17 protein-coding genes are annotated in these 22,446 nt (G+C 42.2%); 14 read left to right on the top strand and 3 right to left on the bottom strand.

Features of this window, described 5'->3' with window-relative positions:
* Positions 1 to 843 precede the first annotated feature (843 nt).
* From QFZ81_RS08650 to QFZ81_RS08685, 8 genes are all read left to right on the top strand, one after another.
* Positions 844 to 5,271, top strand: a complete 4,428-nt coding sequence (locus tag QFZ81_RS08650; RefSeq protein ID WP_307602323.1) for an OmpL47-type beta-barrel domain-containing protein — start codon at positions 844 to 846, stop codon at positions 5,269 to 5,271.
* 571 nt (positions 5,272 to 5,842) lie between these two features.
* On the top strand, positions 5,843 to 6,364 hold the full coding sequence (locus QFZ81_RS08655) for a hypothetical protein (protein ID WP_307602325.1): 522 nt from the start codon (positions 5,843 to 5,845) through the stop codon (positions 6,362 to 6,364).
* Positions 6,365 to 6,875: 511 nt separating this feature from the next.
* A complete protein-coding gene (locus tag QFZ81_RS08660; RefSeq protein ID WP_307602327.1) occupies positions 6,876 to 7,337 on the top strand; it encodes an HAD family hydrolase in 462 nt (153 codons plus the stop codon).
* A gap of 376 nt (positions 7,338 to 7,713) precedes the next feature.
* Positions 7,714 to 8,184: a MerR family transcriptional regulator gene (locus tag QFZ81_RS08665; RefSeq protein WP_307445559.1), complete on the top strand. Its 471-nt coding sequence runs from the start codon at positions 7,714 to 7,716 to the stop codon at positions 8,182 to 8,184.
* Between the two features lie 36 nt (positions 8,185 to 8,220).
* A complete protein-coding gene (locus QFZ81_RS08670; protein WP_307606853.1) occupies positions 8,221 to 8,667 on the top strand; it encodes an SRPBCC family protein in 447 nt (148 codons plus the stop codon).
* Between the two features lie 107 nt (positions 8,668 to 8,774).
* Positions 8,775 to 9,200 (top strand): dihydrofolate reductase family protein, encoded by a 426-nt coding sequence (locus QFZ81_RS08675; RefSeq protein WP_307602329.1) that lies wholly within the window; start codon positions 8,775 to 8,777, stop codon positions 9,198 to 9,200.
* Between the two features lie 239 nt (positions 9,201 to 9,439).
* A complete protein-coding gene (locus QFZ81_RS08680; RefSeq protein ID WP_307445554.1) occupies positions 9,440 to 9,883 on the top strand; it encodes a cell wall hydrolase in 444 nt (147 codons plus the stop codon).
* Between the two features lie 377 nt (positions 9,884 to 10,260).
* Positions 10,261 to 10,476, top strand: a complete 216-nt coding sequence (locus QFZ81_RS08685) for a CDGSH iron-sulfur domain-containing protein (RefSeq protein ID WP_307445552.1) — start codon at positions 10,261 to 10,263, stop codon at positions 10,474 to 10,476.
* Between the two features lie 654 nt (positions 10,477 to 11,130).
* Here the strand turns inward: QFZ81_RS08685 and QFZ81_RS08690 are convergent.
* Positions 11,131 to 11,328, bottom strand: a complete 198-nt coding sequence (locus QFZ81_RS08690) for a dihydrofolate reductase family protein (RefSeq protein WP_307445548.1) — start codon at positions 11,326 to 11,328, stop codon at positions 11,131 to 11,133.
* A 260-nt stretch (positions 11,329 to 11,588) separates the two neighbouring features.
* Between QFZ81_RS08690 and QFZ81_RS08695 the strand changes: the two genes are divergently transcribed.
* From QFZ81_RS08695 to QFZ81_RS08720, 6 genes are all read left to right on the top strand, one after another.
* A complete protein-coding gene (locus QFZ81_RS08695) occupies positions 11,589 to 11,930 on the top strand; it encodes a winged helix-turn-helix transcriptional regulator (RefSeq protein WP_307445545.1) in 342 nt (113 codons plus the stop codon).
* 486 nt (positions 11,931 to 12,416) lie between these two features.
* Positions 12,417 to 13,724, top strand: coding sequence for a response regulator transcription factor (locus tag QFZ81_RS08700; RefSeq protein WP_307445542.1), 1,308 nt, complete (start codon positions 12,417 to 12,419; stop codon positions 13,722 to 13,724).
* A 22-nt stretch (positions 13,725 to 13,746) separates the two neighbouring features.
* On the top strand, positions 13,747 to 16,542 hold the full coding sequence (locus tag QFZ81_RS08705; protein WP_307602331.1) for a sensor histidine kinase: 2,796 nt from the start codon (positions 13,747 to 13,749) through the stop codon (positions 16,540 to 16,542).
* 120 nt (positions 16,543 to 16,662) lie between these two features.
* Entirely contained in the window at positions 16,663 to 18,051 is a 1,389-nt protein-coding gene (locus QFZ81_RS08710) for an ABC transporter substrate-binding protein (RefSeq protein ID WP_307445536.1), read from the top strand.
* Between the two features lie 69 nt (positions 18,052 to 18,120).
* Positions 18,121 to 19,080 (top strand): carbohydrate ABC transporter permease, encoded by a 960-nt coding sequence (locus QFZ81_RS08715; RefSeq protein WP_307445534.1) that lies wholly within the window; start codon positions 18,121 to 18,123, stop codon positions 19,078 to 19,080.
* 3 nt (positions 19,081 to 19,083) lie between these two features.
* Positions 19,084 to 19,920 carry a carbohydrate ABC transporter permease gene (locus QFZ81_RS08720; protein ID WP_307602334.1) on the top strand — a complete coding sequence of 279 codons (837 nt, stop codon included), beginning with the start codon at positions 19,084 to 19,086 and terminating at the stop codon, positions 19,918 to 19,920.
* Positions 19,921 to 20,072: 152 nt separating this feature from the next.
* On the opposite strand, the gene QFZ81_RS08725 is transcribed toward QFZ81_RS08720, so the two are convergent.
* Entirely contained in the window at positions 20,073 to 21,356 is a 1,284-nt protein-coding gene (locus QFZ81_RS08725) for a glycoside hydrolase family 27 protein (protein ID WP_307445527.1), read from the bottom strand.
* A gap of 132 nt (positions 21,357 to 21,488) precedes the next feature.
* On the bottom strand, positions 21,489 to 22,376 hold the full coding sequence (locus QFZ81_RS08730; RefSeq protein WP_307602336.1) for a helix-turn-helix transcriptional regulator: 888 nt from the start codon (positions 22,374 to 22,376) through the stop codon (positions 21,489 to 21,491).
* Positions 22,377 to 22,446 lie beyond the last annotated feature (70 nt).

Genomic DNA, 22,446 nt, shown 5'->3' on the forward strand with positions numbered 1-22,446 from the left:
GAGGAAAAAATTAGAAAAAATTTTTCCACTGAAAAAGCAGAGTGGTCAGATACAAGAGAAAAACAGTATCGACAGGATTGTTTAGATATTGTATTTCAGTTCGGTGATACCCTAAAAAATATAGATGATAAAGTGTTTTTAATAAGGAACGATAAACAAATCGATATATTGAAACCAAATAAACAAAAAACATTCTGGTATGAAACTTGGTTAAATATAAAGGATTTCTACGGAGTATAAGCAATTATTGCTGCATGTACTGCTACGCTAACGGAGAACGATAGTGATGGAGCATGCCTCTCGGCAGCTCCTTATTTTTGTTCATTCAAGTAAGGGCAGTTATCTTCAATGGGTTCAGATTGAAAAAGCTATTATAGTAGGAAGTAAACGTTACAACTCCTTTGTTATGATCTTATCATAGAGGACATATTCTATTGTACATGTCATAAAGGAGGGGAAACGGTGAGAATATGGACTAACCCAAATACAGTTGATTTTGAAAAATGGGTGCGGACAAACTATTTGTCTGTGTCAGATAAATCTTAGTACCAACGCATTTTTGTGAGAAGTAAGAATTTTCTCTTCTTCTCATATCATGACTATTATGTAAAACAAGATGATCAGGAACAGTAGTGTGGAAGAAGTCACCTACTTTTTGATTAGTTCATAAAAGTATGTTTTGTTCACACTAAGAAGTTAGAAATGTTCAGTATTTTATTGAATGTAGACTATGTTTGAGAGCACTTGGCCTCTAGAATATAAACTGTGATGAAAGCGCTGCACAAAATTTGATGACTTGGAGGATTGTTACACTTAATACTCAATCAGCAAAGGAGAGGGAAAATGGTGAATACAAAGTACAAACTATTAGCATGGTTTTTGCTCTTGACATTAGTAATATCTCTTAATTTCAGACATTCCACATCTGTTTCAGCAGCACCCGCAGCACCTGCGATTTATTTCCAAGATGATTTTTCGGATGGAGATTATACGGCTAATCCCATATGGACACCGACCTCCGGAACATGGAAAGTCAATCCTGATCCAACTGATGCCAGTAATAAGGCATTGAATCAGACGGACACAGGTGAAGGAATCATAACCGCAGGAGATTCTACATGGACGGATTCAACCGTTACAATGCGTTTCAACACAGGAGCAGGCGGGGCTTATCCGGGAATTCTGGCACGTGTTCAGGACTCTAGAAATTTTTATTATTTTCAAATGCAGACAACGAGTACTTTGGTTCTATCAAAAAGGGTCAACGGTACGGACACGGTTATAAAAAGTCTCAGTTATGCATTGAGCAAAAATACATGGTATACGTTAAAAATGGTATTGGTCGGCAATTCCATTCGCTGCTACATCGTTAACAACGGAATCGATAAGCTTGTTTTTGATGAAACTGACTCTACCTTCAATAGTGGCAAAATAGGAATCCGAAATAAGTGGCAGGCCGTTTATGTCGATGATGTTAGGGTAACAGGCACGCCGGCTGTCAACACATCAGTCCTTCAATCCGACACCCAAAGCAATTCCTCTATCTCATTAAATTGGACTCCGGTAGATGGAGCAACAAGTTACAATATTTACCGTTCAACGACAGCTGGCAGAGGATATTCGTTTGTATCCAACAGCACGACTAACAGTTTTGTAGATACCGGGCTAATCTTTGACACAGCATACTATTATAAAATAGCGTTTGTATATGGCGGACTGACGGAATCTCAGTGGTCACCCGAACTAAGTGTACGGACGACTCCAGCGCCACCTCCTGCTCCTACGGGACAGACGGCTATTGCCGTAAATTCGTCAAAAATCAATTTGAGTTGGACAGCAGCAGCTAAAACAACCGGCTACAGAGTATACAGATCATCTGATGCAGGTAATACGTTCACCAAGGTGTATGATGGAATCGCCTTAAGCTATTCTGATACAGGATTAACACCAAACACAGCATATAGTTATCAGATAAGAGCTTACAACACGATCGGAGAATCAACTTCAGCTTCCGTACAAGCTACCACATTTAGATATGATGCTCCAGGAAACTTTGCAGCAGCTTCAATTTCTGATACATCCGTAACATTAATTTGGGACAAAGTGCAGGGTACAACAACAACCTATAAGATAAGTCGGTCCTCGAGCGCTACCGGAACCTATAATCAGGTTTACAGCGGTACAGATTTGGAATTTACAGATACGGGATTAACGCAAGGTACAGGATATTTTTATAAAATCAATGCGGTGATAGATGGGGTCACCTCGTCCTTATCGGACCCTCTTGGTGTAGGAACTGTGAGAACAACAATTACGCCTGGTACGACATGGGCAAGTACCAATGGCAGTCCAATTGATGCCCATGGACCAGGTATTATGTATGATCAAAAAACTCAAAAATACTACTGGTATGGCGAATATCATACAGGTGCGTGGCCTGCGGCAGGGGTGAGAGTTTACTCTTCCACGGATCTTTACAATTGGACTGACGAGGGCATGGCATTAACGATGGTGAAATCAATGGACGATTTTACTAACGATCCGTTAATTTCAAAACTTTATGCCGGTCGGACCGATACGTTAAACGTCTGGGCAGATATAAGAGCGGGCAGAATTATTGAAAGACCAAAAGTTATTTATAATGATAAAACAAAGAAATATGTCATGTGGGCTCATATTGACGGAGATAAAGACCCTTATAATAACAGTGCAAACTATGGAAAAGCGCAAGCAGGTTATGCATTAAGTGATTCACCTACGGGTCCATTCATCTACCAAAAGAGCTACCGTATGGATCAAGCTCCACCGGGTGAGATCGATTATCAGCCTGGCAACCCGGGCATGGCACGTGATATGAATCTATTTAAAGATGATGACGGTACGGCCTATCTCATTTATTCCAGTGAAGAAAACCTGACCATCTACATTTCCAAGCTGTTGGATGATTATTCAGATGTTGCAGGCTGGCATAAGGACGGCAATGTAGATGCAAATGGTCATCCTGTCCGCGATACAAGCTATAAGGGAGTTCACGGCATAGATTATGTTAGAGTTGGCCCAGGCACACAGCGTGAAGCTCCGGCCGTATTTAAATTTAGCGGAAAGTACTATCTAATAACCTCCGGTGCGACGGGGTGGGCTCCGAATGAAAATAAATTCAGCGTTGCAGATCAAATGTTTGGGCCATGGTCAGCTCCGGTTAATCCATTTGTCCGAACATCGTCATCGGATCCAGACCCAATGACAGCTTTTAAATCTCAATCAGCATCTGTTATTCCTGTTGACCCGGCGAAAGGAAAATTTATCTACGTGGGGGATGATTGGAATGGTGGACAGTTCACTACAAATGGCGGTGCCAAGTATGTCTGGCTGCCGATTGAATTTGGGCAAGGTACAGATATATCCATAAGATGGTACAGCAGTTGGTCCACAGATTTATTAGACAGTATGGGGAAGATGGACATAAATATTCAATTACCCGAGGTTGTTGCAACCGGAACTGTACTGGAATTACCGAGTCAAATAGAAGTTATACCAAGTGGTGCTGCATCAGCAACTACAACTTCTGTGACTTGGTCAGTAAATTCTCTGCCAATAACGGCAAATACATTTACACTTCCGGGTGTCTATTCTTTACAGGCCACACTTCCGCAGTTTAATAACAAAACGTTACGCTTTAAAATTTACGCAGTTCCTGATAAGACCATATATCTCGTAAACAGCGGCGGATATGCGACGAGTGATTACAGCCTTATGACCTCATACCTTCAGGATACACTTGTTAATACGGAGGTTGTTGAACAGGCGTATAATTCAGCTGATACAGTACCTTGGGGCTATGTAGGAACGAATTCTAACCCTGCAGGTTCAGCCAGTGGAGATATTTTTTCAACACTCAGATACCTAAATGGTGGAAATGTAAGTAATTCCCCGGCAGGGACTGACCTGACCTACAAGTTTACTGTAAAAAATGGGTCCTACACCGTTTATACGGGCTTTAATGATATTTGGAATAATACCACCAGAAAAGCAGACTTGTATATTAATGGGGTTAAAAAGAATGCCATCACTTTTATATCCAATACGGTCTATGGCAATACGGTTGACGTAACGGATGGCACGATCATGATAACAGTGAGAAATACTGCGTCGCAGGATCCATTGATCAACTGGATGATGATCGTTGACAATTCGCAGACTCATAATCCTTTGGTGGGGCTTAAGGTAGATTCGACAACATCAAATTCTGCTGCACTTTCCTGGCAAAAAGCTTTAGGAGCTACGTCCTATACGCTATACAGATCTAATCGTGCTGATGGAACTTACACGCCTATTTATCAAGGGAACACAACGAGCTTCACTGACAGCGGAATTGATCCTGCTGTAAGATATTATTACAAGGTTAGCCATACAAACGTTACTGTAGAATCACCAATGTCAGATTCCGTATCGTTATTATTAGATCAAACGAAGCCGGTTACCGAACTAGTTATGGCAGGTACAACTAACAACGGCTGGTACACAAGCAATGTAGTAACACTAAATGCAACGGATGATATGTCCGGCGTAGAGAAGACTCAGTACAAACTAAGTGAGAATGGGGATTGGACGGATTATTCCGGACCGTTTCCACTGCCACAAGACGGAACCTTTACCATTCAGTATCGTTCAGAGGATCGAGCAGGAAATGCTGAAGATGCTAGGCAACAGACGGTAAAAGTCGACACGACAGTTCCTAGCTTTACATTTATGATTAATGGGAATGAGTTAAAGGAGGGAGGGTCCTTTGATGACAATCTTTCATTAACCTTCCAGGTATCCGATAATCTGTCAGGTGTAGCTTCTGCACAGATCAGCGTTAGTGATGCTGTATATGCAGTAGATCTGACAAAGGGAGCAAGCGTAGTCATAGATTTAACAGGAAAAGTTGGCAGTTATTCTGCTGCTATCGTCACTGAGGATATAGCTGGAAATAGGCTTCAAAAGAATTTCCAATTCAATGTGACAACCAGCATAAATGCTATGAATGCATTGCTTAATCGCTATCAATCACTGCTTAGCAACACATTAACATCGCAACTGAGCAATGCCCTCAGTCAAGCGCAGCATCAACTTGATAAAAACCGACGAGATCAGGCTGCAAAGCACATGCAGGACTTTGTGAAACATCTTAACAATCCAGCTTTAGGAAAAGATGTAGAAGACAGCAGCGTAAAAGCTATTCTGAATGCAGATGCAAATGCATTGATCAAGCTATGGTCAACACAATAAGATTAATGAAAAGTCGTCCTTTTGTTGGGCGGCTTTTCTTTGATTTGAAATTAACGCTTTGTACCGTAGCAATATGTTTACATTAAAACAATGATTAAATTCCCTTACAGTTTTTTAATAACCGCGACATAAACATTGAAGAATAAACTCTTCTGAAAGTAGATTTATTGGCTTTTAAGGAGGGGTTATTGGGGAAATCTAGAAATTAATATGAAAGAAAAAGAAGGGGGCTGTGACGGATTGAACTTCCTGGTGGGAGAATAGCATGCCTAAAAATTAAAACACCGGTTCAAGTGAACTTACTTTCTGAAGAAAACTGATTATCAAGGTAATGAAATCCTGCGAATGAGTGAGTATATCTGAGATAAACCCTTAAAACCGAGGGACGGGCAGAATAGTGCAGTAGCGGAACTGTCATGACAGGGGTATAAAACAGGGGATTTTGTATCCTGTCACTTAGAGTACGAAGAACTAGTCGAGCGACCGATAAAAGGTTTGGATTATAAGCTTAAGTCAGTCAATATTTGCGATGAGAAACTTGCACATAAAATCAACTTGGGAGGAAATGATTGTGAATTATAAAAAGAAGTTTGTTCTTATTTCTGTATGCGTTGTATTAATTTTTACGATTGGAGGGGTATTGGGTAACAATATTTTTGCCGATATTGTTCCAAAAGAAGAAAGGCTAAAACAACTCCAAGTTGCTGAAAAAGAAGAAAAAACCAAATTGGAATCTATGCCAAATCAGACTTTAGAAGAAATCGAAAAGACTGTAGAACAAGGTCTTAAGGTTAAAGAAATAGGCTTGGAGGTCGGTAAACTCTTCGAAGAATTAGCCCCACCTACTGATCCCAAAAAAGAGCTAGAGGATAATATTCGAGGTTTAAAGGGAGTTTTGGCTGAAGCTGCTTATTTCAAGACACTAGTCGATGATCCCATCCATGGAGAAATGTACAAAAAGGGAATAAAAATTGTCGAACAGAAAAAAATAGATCTTGCTGAAATTGAAAATGATTTGAAAGAAAATAAAACTCCTGTAGCTGAACTCATAAAGAAATTTGAAAATATTAGAGCTAAAAAAATATTAGAATAAATATTAATCTCAAAAGCAAAACAAAGACCAGTCAAGCTGAAACCGCTGTTTAGACAGCAATCATTAAACTAACGAAGAAGTATGACAAGTTCTGCTATAAGCGACTAACTTCGTGAAAAGCAGGAGATTACAATGAGTAATCTTAACTTTACAACCGAGGATGGGAATGTCGGAACCATGTATCCCGAAACCATTCCGCCAATACTCCTGCGCGCGTCATGACTAACAGGTCATGTGGTGTGAAGTATAGGTAGATTCGGCAGAACGAAGGCTGGAGCCATTCTAATAGAAAAGGTATGTGGGCGGATATGCCGCGTAGCGAGTGGGGAGTAGTATCTGCGGTAAAAATTATCCTTACTTTTGGCTTTAATGTGATGAACGTAAATAGAACTGAAGCAAGATGGTGCTGAAGTGCTGGCAGGCTATGACTAAGATAAACTAGTTACAGGAGGATATAGAGCACGGCTTCATCAACAAATATCTTAAATTTTCCTATAAGGAGTTTTCATCCATGGACAAACCTCAGCTGGTGCTTGATTTAGCGGGAGTAGTAATATCAAACTTCTCTCCTCGTTATTGGAGAGAGCTTGCTGAATTCGCTCAGACCACACACGAGGCTTTTAAAACTCGATTTAGCATTGAGGTACGCGAAGCTCTTTGGACTGGAACAATATCCGAAGATGAATTTTGGTTATGGCTTGTGAAATCTTATCCATCTGTAGATGCGACAAGAATACGTGAGTTAATTAAAGAGGATCTAACCTATTTGCCTGCTTTTAACTGCCTTGAGTATTGGAGTGAAATTGCGGATATCCATCTTCTTAGCAACCATAGAATAGAATGGTTATCGGATTTATTAATACCAATCTATCCTTTTGTTAGAAGCGTGGCGATCTCAAGTGAAGTTGGACTTTGCAAGCCAAATCCAAAAATCTATAAAACAGTGGAATCTAACTTTGCAAATAGTTCATAGATACTCTTTGTAGACGATCAAGCGAAAAATTTGGAACCCGCGAAAAAGCTAGGGTGGAAAACTCTCCTTGCAGATGAGGAGAATAGTTGGATTGAGGAAGTTACATTGAAGTTAGAGCAGGCCTACAAGCCTAAACGCTAAAACTGAAGGATATGAGCCCAACACATCGTAGCTGAACAATTAACAATGGAGCGTCACCGTAGCTGTGACGATAACCACGTGTTTTAACCGCTTTCTGGCTGCGGAAAGTTGCCCCGAAGGGGAATGGTGGAGGGAGGACTGACACCTCCAAGAAAAAAAGTCTTGAACATTACGTTACGTAATGTTTTATCATTTAGTTACCGGTAAATGAATGGCGCTGAAGAAGGGGTTGATTATGAAGCCACATTGGAAAGTCGGGGAAATTGCCAAACTGACAGGGTTAACAATTCGAACATTACGATTTTATGATCAAATCGGCTTGTTCTCACCATCCGATCAGACGGATTCGGGGCACAGGTTGTACACCGAATCTGACATTTCGCGACTGCACCAAATTCTCTCATTAAAGGAATTGGGTTTAGCGTTGGAGGAAATCAAGTCGCTTCTGGCCCAGGAGCATTGCAGTCCAATTGAGATAGTATCCATACAAATCGCCAGTCTAAAAGACAAAATAAAGATTCAGCAGAAGCTTCTTGAAGAGTTAGAACATGTGTCAACACTCATGCAAATGAAGGAACCGTTGACCGTAGACGATTTCACAAAAGTGCTGGTTATGATGAAAAAGAGCCACGACAAATATTTCTTTGAGCGACAGATGAAAGTAGAACAAAGTCTCGATCGACTAGGCGACTTCCTCGCCGAATAAGATCTTGACGAACTTTAACATAGGGAGGAACACATGATGAACGAACGATCTGTACACCACGCCACGTTTACCGTTGAGCGAACTTATCAAGCATCACCCGCGCGAGTGTTCGCCGCTTGGGCAGACCCTGAGGCCAAAGCCCGTTGGTTCTCGAAAGCCGATGAATTCGACTTCAAGGTTGGCGGACGGGAATTTAGTCGTGGAGGCCCGCCAGACGGCCCAATCTACACTTTTGACGCCTGCTTTCAGGAGATCGTGCCAAATCAGCGCATCGTCTATTCGTATACCTTGGACATGGGCGAGACGCGGATTTCGGTATCGGTGACGACAGTGGAGTTAAAGCCAACGGATGCAGGCACGAGGTTGATCTTTACAGAACAAGGAACTTATCTCGATGACCGCGATACACCGGAACAGCGTGAACATGGTACGAAGGCCATGCTCGACACTCTCGGGGAGGTATTGAGGAACGAATCGAATTAAAAATGGAGGCCGAAATGAGAAAAGTTATTTTATTCATTCATACTTCACTTGATGGCTATATTTCTGGTCCAAATGGAGAAATGGATTGAATCATTTATGATGAAGCATTGCAGAGTTATGCCACGGACGTACATAGCACCGTTGACACTGTTTTATACGGGCGCGTTACGTATCAAATGATGGCAGGCTTTTGGCCAAATCTACCTGAAAGTCTACTAGAGTCGAAGTACCACGTTGAGCAGGCTCGATGGCTGGAGAAAGCTACGAAAATCGTCTTTTCCCAAAGCCTTGAAATGGTTGAATGGAAGAACTCAAGGTTGATCAAAGAAAACATTCCAGAGGATATCTCTACACTCAAACAACAGCCCGGAAACGACATAATTATCATCGGTAGTGGTAGGGTTTCCCACTACCTCATGCAAAAAGGGTTAATTGATGAGTATCGGATTAACGTCAACCCTGTTGTACATGTATTGAAGTGGGGAATCTACGAAGATTTAGTGTTTTACGGAATGGTCAAGTCAGATATTTAAAAGAAGGCTTGTTAAGCTAACTGAGAACAATAGATCAATAGAGCATTTCTATTTTTAGATGATGTGACTCTATGAAAAATAGCTTAACAAACCTTCAAACCAACGGCTGAGAGCAGAGTGTTTTTTTCCGCTACCGAGAGAATGATCACTTCGGACAAGGCACAACAAAATGCCAGAGTAACACATCCGCTTCACCTATAATATGATGTGTCTAGAAAACAATCTAAAGAGGTGAGCCGATGGCAGTCGTAAAAGCAAGGGACAGGGATATTGACATGTTGGCAAGGTTGCTTAGAGCCGAAGCTGTGGGCGAAGGCGAAATGGGTATGCTCCTTGTTGGAAATGTTGGCATTAACCGAATTAGAGCGAATTGCTCCGATTTTAAAGGAATCCGGACAATACCCCAAATGATCAACCAGCCACATGCGTTCGAAGCGCTGCTTCATGGTATGTACTATCAAAGCGCAAGAGAGAAAGAACGCCGTCTGGCGCGACGGGCTGTGAATGGGGAGCGGAATTGGCCGGCCAAATTCGCCCTCTGGTATTTTCGACCGGGAACGGCCAAAGCTCCCCAGCCATGTCCGCCGACCTGGTATAATCAGCCGCACGTAGGACGATACAAGCTTCACTGTTTTTATGAGCCGACCGGGAAAGAATGTGAAAATGTATATAATACGTTTTAATTTTATGAAAGAAAAGAGCTCAGTATCTCTTAGCAAGCGCTCGATCTTTATATGAGAATGTGAAACATTTCCGCGCTAACTGGCATGATGGTTGGGGATTAATACCGAATATTTTAAATTCTGCGTAAATTCCGGTTTTTATGATTTATGGGATAAAGTTGTTGTCACGGTCAATTGACAAGAACTTTATCCCATTCCCGATTTTGACAAGAACATTATCTCATTCCCGACGGGGGTATCGTGTAAGTATAGTCCGTTATTCAAGAAACGGGCAGCATTGTTGTGTCGGTCTGCCATAAGTGAACGATTTGCTCGTCTTTTTCTGGTGATCGCTGGATATACTTGTATATTAACTATCGTACATAGGAGGTAAACTAATGGCAGACGAAAACAAAGTGACAATTAAAGTGAACGACAGCGGATCGCTTCGGGTGACGGGGCCGGTCGAGCTGGTGGACGCAGAAGGCAACCCGTTCGAACACAAAGAATCGTTCTCGTTGTGCCGGTGCGGAGGATCGGGCAACAAGCCGTTCTGCGACGGCACGCACAAGTCGATCGGCTTCGAAAGCACATCGAGAGCGAAGAAGCAGTAAATCTTGGCAAGCGGCAACTCGGTCTCACATGAAGGGTAAAAACGGATATTGAAAAAATGCTCGCACCGAAGCGAGCTGACGAACTTCCGAATGTACAGGTCTAAAGTTAGAGCATATGGAAACATATGTACCATCAAACGATGGAGTGAGCGGCGTAAAGTAAAAATTTTTCCTATGAAATACGCTATGCCGAACAATGGCGGCATTGGTCTCACAGGCTTAGAGGAAGCACCTAAGTTCAGAACAGATAGCTAGGTTGTAAGGGACTTGGAAAACAAGGAACGTTGCAATAAGGGCTGTTACCCGAAACGGTTTCAATAAGGCACTTGCCGAAATGGATTTATTCTTGTGAGGGCAGGGGCACGACTGATGAAGCCTCTGTAAACGAGGTGGAGGAACAGCCCCAAGTCTAATTGAAAAGAACGATCATTTTCCATGCGTGAAATTTCACCGATCAGGTAGGAACGTGGGGACATCGCTTCATTAGGTTATGCAAAAATCTTATAACAAGGACATCTGAACAAAACACCTGAGTTTGTGACATGCCCATCAACAAATCCTTTCAGACACATAGAAAAGGCCCTACAATTCATTTTCTTTTTCTTGATCGAATTTCCCATTCGAAAGAAAAGCGAAAACGGATATAAGGGCCTTTTATGTTTGTGTGATTACATCATCACAAAATAATGTTTTTGATATAGATGTTTGGCTCGATAGATTGAGTCCCTTCCCTTCCAGTACCGGCGCGACATTGAATATAAGCTCGTCAACAAGCTCTTGACCCAGAAAAGCATTATGAAGGTCCGCGCCCCCCGAGATGAGGGCGGTTTTATAGCCTTTATCCTGCTTCAAACGTGCGTCTTCCGACAATGAAATTACCAGCTGCTTGAGTATGTACCGTTATCTAAATATTCAGATTACTGATGTGATTCAAACTCCTGTTAATATCGATTGAGCGCCACGGTTGCGCGCACCACTCAGGGGTTGATATCGATATGAAGTAGAATTTTGTGTTTCGGCTCTTTAATAAGACTACAACACTGTGGTATATTTGAAAAGTAGTTACAATAATGTTCAATAGTTTCAAAAAATGAACTATGGAGGAAACGTCAATGTTGGATCGCTCTTGTATCGAAGCCATTGATCCTTTGCTGGAAATCTTGGATGGTAAGTGGACCCTTCCTCTTCTGCTAGAGTTGTTTGTCGGCACCAAGCGATTTGGTGAGCTGCGGCGAAAGCTATACCCGATTAGCCCGAAGACGTTAACGGATCGACTGCGGGTGCTGGAGGAGAAGGGGATTATAACGCGAACGCAGTACCCCGGTGTGCCCCTGCACGTTGAATATGAGCTAACTGAGCGAGGGTGGAATCTGCAGCCTATTTTTGCGGCTATGTGGGCATGGGTTCAGGAAAATGGCTTAAGTGCCGAGCGTGGGGCGGAAGAGATGGCATAGATGTGAATGTAACAGAGTTATTCTCCGTGTCTCTAGGGACTCTTGTCTCCACAAAACACGTTGGAAACTGAGGTATTGGAATTAGGGGGGGAATTGCGTCTGAAAATAAGTTCACTATTGCTCTTATAATTTCAATTACGAGAAGAACATGACTGGACCAGAAGGCATCATTTTGTTTAGAACCCAAGTCTTATTGAAATAGTATCATATAAACAAACACACTCGGAATGATCAAAGCCCTCTTTCGTTTAATGCGAGAGGGCTTTTTTTGTTGGATGCCAAAATAAAAGTTTTGTCATTTTAAAAGCATATTGCTTGGTTCCAACAGTTAAATGGAATAATTGATATACTGTTCAATCCGTATTGGATTTGGCATAATGGAATGAATGAAAGGATGATAAATGAAGATGAAAACGGTTTCAAACGGAGAGTACAGACAGCAATCCTGTTATTTCGCACATATGTGTCAGGAGGGGGACGTATCACATGTATAATTTACTCATCGTCGATGACGAAATAGAAATTCGTGAAGGCTTATCAGCAATCCCATGGCATACCATGGGTGTGAAATTATTGGGGTGCGCAAAACATGGTCTAGAAGCGTTGCAATTTATTTCGGAACATCCCATAGATATTGTATTGACTGATATTCGAATGCCATTTATGGATGGGATTGAATTGATGACCGTATTGCTGCGGCAACAACCGTACATTCGAGTCATTATTTTATCAGGCCACAGCGATTTTGATTATGCTCAAAAAGCATTGAAAAATGGCGCTGTTGATTATTTGTTGAAACCTACTCAATTTGACATTCTATTTCAAACTTTTGAGAGATTGGTTAGCAAGTTGGATGCTGAAAAACAGGAGGAACTCAGAAAATCAGTTCTTGTTCGCAAAGAGATGCTGTTGTCGAAGCTCTTGCGAGAAGAGTTTCTATCCATGTTATTCAAGAACAGGATGTCGGGGGATGATATTGAGCTGGGATGTTCGGAGAGTGAAATTTTACTCGATGGCCTCGCATATACAGTTGCGTTGATTCGGCTTGACCGAGTATCTTTAAACGCAAAAATGGTATCAGATCGTGAACTGAAGTTGATAGCGTTTTCTTTGGATAATATTTTATGTGATATTTGGGATGAGCAAGGATCAGCTTATCATCTTGTTAATAAAGAAAATGCAGAATCTTATTTGCTTACCGCGAAATCTTCGCCTAAAGACGATTTTATTCAAGTCAAGCGGCAGCTATCCAAATTTATGGGTTTGTTAAAGTCAACTCTCTCGCTAAGTATCGGAAAACCCGTACAGCATCTAACAGAGATATGGAGTTCAGCCCAATCTGCCAAGCAGCTATTGGAAAACTCACCCGAAGAAGACAGCAATCATGAACACAGCGAACCTGCACAAGCTGAAGAGCTGGACCATACTGCTGCTAAAGAATCGCTTTCAGTGGGCCATGCCAAAGATAAAAAGAAAGACAGCGTGGTCGTGCAACAAGCTAAACATTTTATGAAGCAAAATTTCCATCAAAGTATTACTTTAAAGCAAGTAGCCAATGAAGTATATGTAACCCCCGGTCATTTGAGTGCGCTTTTCCGTGAATCCGGGGAATCGTATTTGCAATTTCTGACATCGCAACGGTTGAATAAAGCGATTGAGCTATTAGCGGATGTTCGCTTTAAAATATATGAGATTGCTGAGTTAGTCGGTTATTCAGACCAGGCTTATTTCTCAGAGATATTTAAAAAACATACGGGGAAAACACCGATGGAATATAGGGAAGCAGCAAATTAGGATAGAAAGGGCTGTTGATAGGATGGCAAACCCGTATTTCAACAAGCTTAGTCCCACACGCAGACGTATTATTATTGTCTCTGTATTGCTCACTGTATTGGCGCAAATTGTGCTTCTTACTATTGGGCTGTCTTATGTGAATAATATAAATCATTCCGTTCAGGATAAAAGAGAGACCAATGTATCGAACCAATTTTACAAAAATACATTGACACAGCTTGGTGAACTTAGCAATTTGATGCAACTGCTGCAATCCCCGGACTTTAGTGATTTTTTTAAAAGCTCTATGAATGTCCGGGATGTGTTAACGGTCACTCAGCAAAAAAACGATTTATTAAGTAAATTGAACGATCTTCATTTATCAACCAAAATGGTGCAGCGAATTTATTTTATCGGCAGTGATATGAATCAATTATCATTTCGCAAAGATACGGACCTTGCAACCCTAACTAAGCTCCCTAACCTGAGAATGGACATGTTTCAAGAAAATAATATGGATCAAGTTTTTTTGAAAGATAATAACCGTTTGACCCGATATTCGCAAAAAGACTTTGATTATCTCAAAATGAGCAATCAGCTTAATATCAATGTTGAAAGCAAAGCAGAACTGTATAGCTTTATTAATGACTTGACTAATAAACTTGTCATTTCGAACGGAAATGTGAACGGCGTGCTTGTGATTATGGAGCTAAATAAGGATTTATTCCGGTCTGGCTTGCCTGATGTTTATTCCGACGTCTATCAATTTTCGATTCTAAACCATAAAGATGAGCTGGTCTGGTCATCCGCTGATCAGCAAGAGTTGGTAGATAATAACACTCAAACCAATTGTCAAAAATGTGTAAAGCTAGAAAAGGAATTAAATCCATACCCGTATCGTGTCATTTTTAAGCAAACCTCAGATTTTGTGCTCTTTTCTAAAAAGTCCATTTTTTCTGCTTTTATTGCATTATCTTGTCTTACTGCGCTGGTTACCTTTTTGATTAGTTATTTTTATACAAAAAAAATATTTTATCCTTACTTGGTGCTAACAAAAAAGATGCAAGATCAGGCGCGGTCCGATGAGTTGATTTTAAAGTACATCTCAGACGAGTGGATAAAAAAAGGAATAAATGCACTATCGCTTCGTACCAAGCTAATCTTGATCTTTTCGATTGCCGTCATTATTCCAACCCTTTCGGACGGGTTTTTATATTCGCGAGTTTTGAACCAAGCCGTCCAAAACCAAATGAAAGAAACGGTTCATGAGGTAGGAGAGTTTATGAACGTATCCATCCAAAACCGTATGGACTTTATGAATCAGTTGATTAACCAGTTATCAGTAAGCAGACAATTGCAAGGATACCTTACCACTCAACAGGATCTGGATGCTTTGCGACAGGTTGCCTTCAGGAATATAAAATCAACAATCAATTTATCCATGTTCCCCGGGTTGAATGAGGTCAACTATTTTGTCTTATTTGATAGCAACGGGCACAGTTTTTATTCATCTATTTTTTCAAACAATCCCGAAATGTTTAATATCGAAAAGGATGATCTGGCGGATACAGACGCTCCTTATTGGATTTCCGGATATACGGATGTGTTCAATCACACCACACCGGCGATTATCAAACGAATTAATTATTGGCATAAGGGCAGCATAACCCAAAGTTATTTGTTGCTGGTTCCAAGGGATTCATTTCTCACAGAGGTTAGCCCGATGGAGTCAACGGTTGGAATTAAAGACTCGCAAGGCAAGCAAATATATGCCTTCCAGCCATATTCTACTGAACAATTGAATTCTTTGTTATGGTCAGGCCGCATACCAGACACGCAATGGCAGCTGAGCATTGAATATTCCTATGAAGATATTGTTCTTAAAAACAGTCAATATTATTATAGATTATTGCTAATTATCGTTCTCATTCTGATATTGTCCATTATTATTTCGTTTATCATCGCTTCCTTCTTGCTAAAGCCTGTCGAAATGCTGAAACGAACGATGAGGATCGTTGGCGAGGGGGATTTTAGTCGAGTGATGAGCTATAGCGGGAATAACGAGATTGGCGAGATTATTCGAAGCCATAATGATATGGTTCTAAGATTAAATGGCGTGATTCACGAGAATATGAAAATGATGGAGGAAAATGCAAACAATAAACTAAGGGAAAATGAATTGTTGTCCTTAAAGACCCAAGCAGAGTTAAAAATGCTGCAAGCGCAGATCAATCCTCATTTTCTATATAATACGCTTGAAGCGATCAATATGCGCAGTATGAAAAACGGAAACAGTGAAATAAGTCTGATTGTCAGTTCATTGGCCGAAATGTTCCGCTACAGTGTAAGCAACGGGGGAGGGAAGGTTCCGCTTGTGATGGAGCTGAGCCATGTGCAGAACTATATGTCCATTCAACAAATCCGATTTGGCGATCAATTCAAATATGAATTAGAGGTCCCTGAGCACTTGAACCACCTTGCTGTGGTCAAATTCATCCTTCAGCCGATTGTCGAAAATTGCTTGAAGCATGGTTTGTCCGGCATCGAAGAAGGCGGGATCATACGAATAAAAGTACTTGAAAAGGATGAGCTGATGTTCATTGAAGTTAGTGATAATGGTATTGGCATGGATATGGATACTGTCATACGGGTGAATGCAGAGATTCAGAGGAGCATGGATAACCAAATCGACGGATACGAAAATCAAGGCGGCATCGGATTGAGCAATGTGTACCATCGCCTCCAATTGGTCTATAAAGAACAAGTGGCCATGAAGGTGGGCAGCAGTCCAATGAAAGGAACGACGGTAACCATTTCTTTTCCTCTCTATCAGGAATAACCGCAAAATACCATAGAAGTCGTAATTTTACCGGATTGAGGTCTCTTCCTGCAAGAAATATACTTTAATCAGAGAGAAAGAAAACGCTCTCAATATAAAAAACTTCTAGGAGGGTCTACATTGAAAAAGAATTTCGTTAAGCCTTTCGTCCTCATCCTCTCTACCGCATTGTTTTTATCAGCTTGCGGCAGCGCAAAAACAACAACTGAAAACACGACTGCTGGGGGCACTAGCACTTCGTCTACAGCTTCGGCGGATAACGGCGCTCCTGTAACAGTACGTTTCAACATGAATGACGGTGAAATTACCAAGGACCAAATCAAAGAATTTGAAACGGCAAATCCGACCATTAAAATTCAAAGAGAAGATGGAGATACTACGAAACTAGCTGCTCAACTAGCAACTGGCGAAGCACCGGACATTATTCGGTTGACTGGCGTAAACGATCTCCCGTCTTATGTCATTCGCGGCATTGCTATGGATTTAACCAAACTCATTGATACAAGTACAGTGATAAAGAAAGATGATTTTGTTTCTGCGGTTGATGTTTATCGCTTTGACGGCAAGGTACAAGGCCAAGGTCCTATCTATGGCATTCCTAAAGATTTTTCTTCGGATTTCACGATATGGATTAATAAGAAATTATTTGCCGCAGCCGGCGTGCCAATCCCGAGTGAAACCGTTCCCATGACATACAGCCAGCTTTTCGATCTTGCAAAAAAATTAACGATTAAAAATGGCGATACGGTCACGCAATACGGTCTATCAGAAGGTGGAAAAGGAGAAGCGGATTTACCCTATTTGATGGAATATTTATTGAGTAAAGGTGTAAGGCTCTCCACAGATGATTACGGTAAAATTGACTTTACAAAACCGGAAGTCAAACAAGCCTTACAGCTATGGGTAGACGGGGTTAAAGGCAACTATGGACCGAACCTAGTCAACCAAGATAAAGCAGCGTGGGGAGGCGAAGTCTTTCTGGCTGATAAATTGGCCATGTATCAATCCGGTTATTGGTTTTCAGGGGTGCTGCGGGGTGACGAAAAAGCAAAAACGCATTTAGACGACTATGTAATGCTTCCTGCTCCAATTGCTGACGGCGGAACACGCGTATCTCCTACTGGCGCAGCAACAGGCGCCATTATAAATAAGGCAACGAAACATCCAAAAGAAGCATGGAAAGTATATGAATGGTTTTTTGGCGGTAAACCGGCGGAAGATCGCGCGAAAAGCGGTTGGGGAGTTCCTGCCTATAAACATATGCTTCCGATGATTCCACAAGAAACCGCGTTTGATAAAAAAACCTACGCAGTTCTTCAAGATGAATTGAAATACAGCGGTAAATTTATCGAAATGAACCCTTACTTGTTAAATGGTGACACCCTTTTGAAGAAGCAATTAACGCCAGTCTATTTTGGTAAAGCAACACTGGATGATGCGATGATTGCCTTAAATAAAGATGCGAACAAAATTATTGAGGAAGCTAAAAGTGCATCATCAAGCAAGTAAATAAGAATGCATACCCGAGGGGGAGTTTAGTTGCGCTCTCCCTCTTAAATAAAGAGGAGAGAACCTGCCATGCATACACCTGCTCTGAGAGCGACAACGGTTGGAAAGAGCAAAGCTCGTAAGGGAATAAGTGAAAGGACACGCCGTACGGCGGCATTTTACTTAATGATTTCACCATGGTTCATTGTTTTTTTGATTTTTGGTTTATATCCTTTACTCTATGGTCTCTATTTAAGCTTTACCAACTTTGTCGGATTTAACATTAACCATTTAAAAATAGTAGGGCTGCAAAATTATAAAAATGTTTTCACAGATACGGATGCCATGTATGCTCTTGGGCGAACATTTTTTGTTACCATCCTATATGTGCCTATCTCAACACTCATTGGCTTGCTGCTGGCTTTGTTATTAAATCAAAAAATTAGAGGAATGGGGATTTATCGGACGATTTTTTACCTCCCGTCTATTGTTCCCGTCGTTTCCATAGGTTTAATGTTCCGTTTTATGTACGCTGACAAGGATGGCATCATCAACAATATATTAAGTTTTCTCCACCTTCCTTCCGTAAGCTGGCTGGGATATGATCACGCCACCCTTTCTTTGGTCATTATGATGCTATGGGGAGCAGGTGGCTCTATTCTAATCAATCTTGCCGGATTGAAGGGCATCTCGAGAGACTTGTACGAAGCCTCATCCATTGATGGCGCCTCTGCTTTTAAACGGTTTATAAGCATTACTATGCCTTTAATGACTCCGGTTATTTTCTTTAATGTTGTTACGGGAATCATCAATGCGTTTCAAATGTACATTCAACCCATACTCTTAACAGGGTTAAAGTTTTTAGATGCTCCTATCCGGCCCAATTACTTGTATGCCGTACATGCCTTCCAGCAAGTTTTTGCCTTCCAACGGTATGCTTACGGAATGGCTTTGCTTTGGATCATGTTTATCGTCATTCTGCTGCTTACGATTGTTGTCTTCGCGACAAGCAAATATTGGGTCTATTACGAAACGGATCAGGAGGGATAGAAGATGGCGAACGCAGGGGCAAGTCGATTCGGTCTGTATTTGGTTTATGCTTTATTGCTTGTATTTTCTATCGTTTTTATCATTCCGCTTTTTCTAACGGCATCCAATTCATTAAGCCCATGGTTCTCTATACCGGTTTTTTTGCCGCAAGGATTCCATATCGAAAATTTTAAGCTTGCGACAACCATGATTGATTTTTGGAAATATTTGAAAAACACGTTCATTATTTGCACTATTTCTGTCGCTACGACGACTTTATCAAGCGGGCTAGTCGGGTATGCTTTTTCGCGGATTCAAGCGCCCGGCAAAAAGTTTTTGTTTATGATTGTCTTATCAACGATGATGGTGCCTGGCATTGTGACGCAAATTCCAACCTTTCTTTTATTTCATCAATATGGTTTGCTCAATACGTTTTATCCTTGGTTGATCTGGGGGCTTGGCGGCTCGGCACTATTTATATTTCTATACAGACAATTCTTTTCAGCGATTCCTAAGGAATTGGAAGAAGCGGCAAGGATAGATGGCTGCTCAATCTTCCGTACGTATTGGAATATTTTCCTCCCGCTTTCGCTGCCTGTGATGGCGACGGTTTCGATTATGAGCTTTCAAGCCTCATGGGGAGATTTTATCGGTCCATTCATGTTTCTGAACGAATCCAATTACCCGTTAGCCGCTGCGTTAGGTACTGTAGGCTATACAATGCCGGGAAATGCAGCCATTGTTATACAACAAGTTGCGGCAGCTGCATCGCTTTTGTTTATGCTGCCGGTCATTCTATTGTTTTTTATCGGTCAACGGTTCTTAATTGATGGTGTGGTCACTTCCGGTGTTAAAGGGTAGAAATTGGAAAGCTTACATCTCCAAAATTATCTTTAGTTAGTCCTTAGATTCGCTTTGACACAATGTATACAAAGGACCTGAGGCAGAGCCTCAGGTCCTTCAAAAATCGAATATGTTCAGTTGAAACTGCCGTAAGGTATGAAATTGGTGCCTCATCCACACAATTTTACCAACATGGAGCTGTGTGGCGGCAGCGTATAAGCCAGCTCGCTTACGGTTCCTAGATCCTCGCGCTTCCACAAGTCGCGTGCCTGTTTGGGCTCCTGCAGACCGAGTTGCTCCCATGAAGCCTGAATTACCGCAGGCTCATCTCCTGTGTTAAAAAGTGCGATATACACCTCGCCCGAGGGACCGGATGCCGTCCATACGACGTGATCACCCTCCCGATACAGAGGTTTGTTGTCGTGACTGGCCCGATGAACCGCTAGAACCTCTTCATTGGTCAAGAGGGAGAGAGTCCACTCGTCATTGTCGCGAAGTTCACCGCCGAATATGAGGGGGGATCTGAAGATAGTCCACAGGGTCATCATGGTAACCTGTTCTTCCTTAGTAAACCGCGTCCATCTGTCACTGCTTCCCCCGTCTACGGAACGAATTCCGATATGACCCAAGGGGAGCATATCGCAGTCGGGCCAATGACCGGCACCAACGTGAGGATACCATTTCTCGCACCTTTCGAACATATCACGGAGAAGAGGCCAAATATCCCAATAATCGTCCGTCATCCGCCACATATTGGCATTCTGGGCGAATGTCTCGTTAAACTCAAGCGGCGCCGGTCCCGGAGATAAGCTAAGCACCATGTCACGGCCAGAGCGATCTATAGCTGTGCGTATCATTTCGATCTCTTGTTGGTGGATGTGGTATAAACGGGAAGCTGCGATATCGTCCACCTTGACGAAATCGACCTCCCACTCCGCATAGAGCCTGAAGAGGGAATCGTAGTAAGCCTGCGCGCCGTCACTCTTCGCATTTACTCCATACATATCCGTATTCCAAGGGCAGATGTTGTTGTCAGCAATTTCCCGGGCACGGCGGTCCGTTCCAAGAATAGGCGTGTTGGCATGCACAGCTTGGCGGGGGATACCTCTCATGATATGAATGCCGAATTTCAGACCAAGGGCGTGAACCTGGTCAGCTAAAGGCTTGAAGCCTTTGCCTTCTGCAGCGGAAGGAAAACGGTTCGTTGCAGGAATCAAGCGAGAGTATTCGTCCATTTCCAAAGGGACAAATGGCCTGTACTGCGAGGAGTTGGCCCCAGGCTCATACCACTGGATATCTACAACGACGTATTCCCAGCCGTAAGGCTTCATATGCTCTGCCATATACCGAGCGTTACCGAGCACTTCTTCCTCTGTCACGCTTGCCCCGTAACAATCCCAACTGTTCCAACCCATAGGAGGTGTTTCTGCAAATAGATGATGCTTCGAACTCATATTTTTGTTTCCCCTCTCATTCTTGTATATAGTACATCTACTTGTATGATAGAGAATGAAATAACCTTTATCTATAACAATGTTTTGCTTCCAGTTGTAAAATATTGCTCTTCAGAATCCTCGAACTTATGTTCAATCGAACTTCATACGCTGAAGCCCGACAAGCTCACGACCCGAACGGAATTCACCAGGAGAAAAGCCGACCCACTGCCGGAACACTTTGATGAAATAACTGCCGCCGGCATAACCGACTTCCTTAGCTACCGCATCTATACTTAAGCTGGTGCTGCGAAGCAGGTCAATGGAACGTTCCACCCGTATTTTCGTTAAGTATTCGATAGGCGTAAAACCGGTAAACTTTCGGAACACCCTGACAAAATGATATTTCGACAGTCCGGCATTAGCGGCGATTTCATCGAGGCTTTGGATATAGCGGTAGCGGGTTTCCAACTCTTGGGCGGCTTGGCGGACAGCTGACGGCCAATGTTCCTTTTCCTTGGTGCGGCCCGTGCTGAAACGAAATAGTTCCATTACAAACCGGTAGACCAAAGAAGAAGCTAAATAACCGTCCGTAATCCGACTGTTAACCCCGGCAGAAAACGCATCCTGCAGGCTATGGATCACGGAGCTGTCTGGCGGGATATAAGGGACGCGGGAGAGCCTTCGTATCAGCTCTTGCCAGTGGTTCTCCAGATTCGACGGTCGGAATAAGATGAAATAAAATTCCCAAGCATCGCTTGATTTAGGCAGGAAATAGCGATGGTGACTTGGAATATCGAGCAGAAACGCGTACCCGGGATCTACTCGATAGGTGTGTCCGTCTATGATAACGTTCCCGTAGCCGGAAACCGTATATTGGAATAAATAAAGGGGACCGTCAATCCGCTTCAAGCCATCCCAATCGTAGGTGTGAGAAGTCACTTTGTCATAGCCAAGGGCGAAGAGATGATAGAAATCGGAATCGTTCAGCGTATCCCAGAAACGGTAACCCAGTGTTTGATAAGGGAGATGGTGTTTCATCGGAATGTCACATGCTCCTTCTTGAATGATGTATGTCAAATATGATATCTGCAACTAATCATTGTAATCA

The sequence above is a fragment of the Paenibacillus sp. V4I9 genome, from assembly GCF_030817295.1.
Classification (GTDB): domain Bacteria; phylum Bacillota; class Bacilli; order Paenibacillales; family NBRC-103111; genus Paenibacillus_E.

Excerpts from the sequence above, each read along its gene's own strand:
- QFZ81_RS08705 (WP_307602331.1), top strand. The coding sequence starts at position 13,747 with ATGGCAAACCCGTATTTCAACAAGCTTAGTCCCACACGCAGACGTATT.
- QFZ81_RS08730 (WP_307602336.1), bottom strand. The coding sequence starts at position 22,376 with ATGAAACACCATCTCCCTTATCAAACACTGGGTTACCGTTTCTGGGAT.
- QFZ81_RS08695 (WP_307445545.1), top strand. The coding sequence starts at position 11,589 with ATGTTGGATCGCTCTTGTATCGAAGCCATTGATCCTTTGCTGGAAATC.
- QFZ81_RS08700 (WP_307445542.1), top strand. The coding sequence starts at position 12,417 with ATGTATAATTTACTCATCGTCGATGACGAAATAGAAATTCGTGAAGGC.
- QFZ81_RS08665 (WP_307445559.1), top strand. The coding sequence starts at position 7,714 with ATGAAGCCACATTGGAAAGTCGGGGAAATTGCCAAACTGACAGGGTTA.
- QFZ81_RS08670 (WP_307606853.1), top strand. The coding sequence starts at position 8,221 with ATGAACGAACGATCTGTACACCACGCCACGTTTACCGTTGAGCGAACT.
- QFZ81_RS08650 (WP_307602323.1), top strand. The coding sequence starts at position 844 with ATGGTGAATACAAAGTACAAACTATTAGCATGGTTTTTGCTCTTGACA.
- QFZ81_RS08720 (WP_307602334.1), top strand. The coding sequence starts at position 19,084 with ATGGCGAACGCAGGGGCAAGTCGATTCGGTCTGTATTTGGTTTATGCT.
- QFZ81_RS08660 (WP_307602327.1), top strand. The coding sequence starts at position 6,876 with ATGGACAAACCTCAGCTGGTGCTTGATTTAGCGGGAGTAGTAATATCA.
- QFZ81_RS08725 (WP_307445527.1), bottom strand. The coding sequence starts at position 21,356 with ATGAGTTCGAAGCATCATCTATTTGCAGAAACACCTCCTATGGGTTGG.
- QFZ81_RS08680 (WP_307445554.1), top strand. The coding sequence starts at position 9,440 with ATGGCAGTCGTAAAAGCAAGGGACAGGGATATTGACATGTTGGCAAGG.
- QFZ81_RS08715 (WP_307445534.1), top strand. The coding sequence starts at position 18,121 with ATGCATACACCTGCTCTGAGAGCGACAACGGTTGGAAAGAGCAAAGCT.
- QFZ81_RS08685 (WP_307445552.1), top strand. The coding sequence starts at position 10,261 with ATGGCAGACGAAAACAAAGTGACAATTAAAGTGAACGACAGCGGATCG.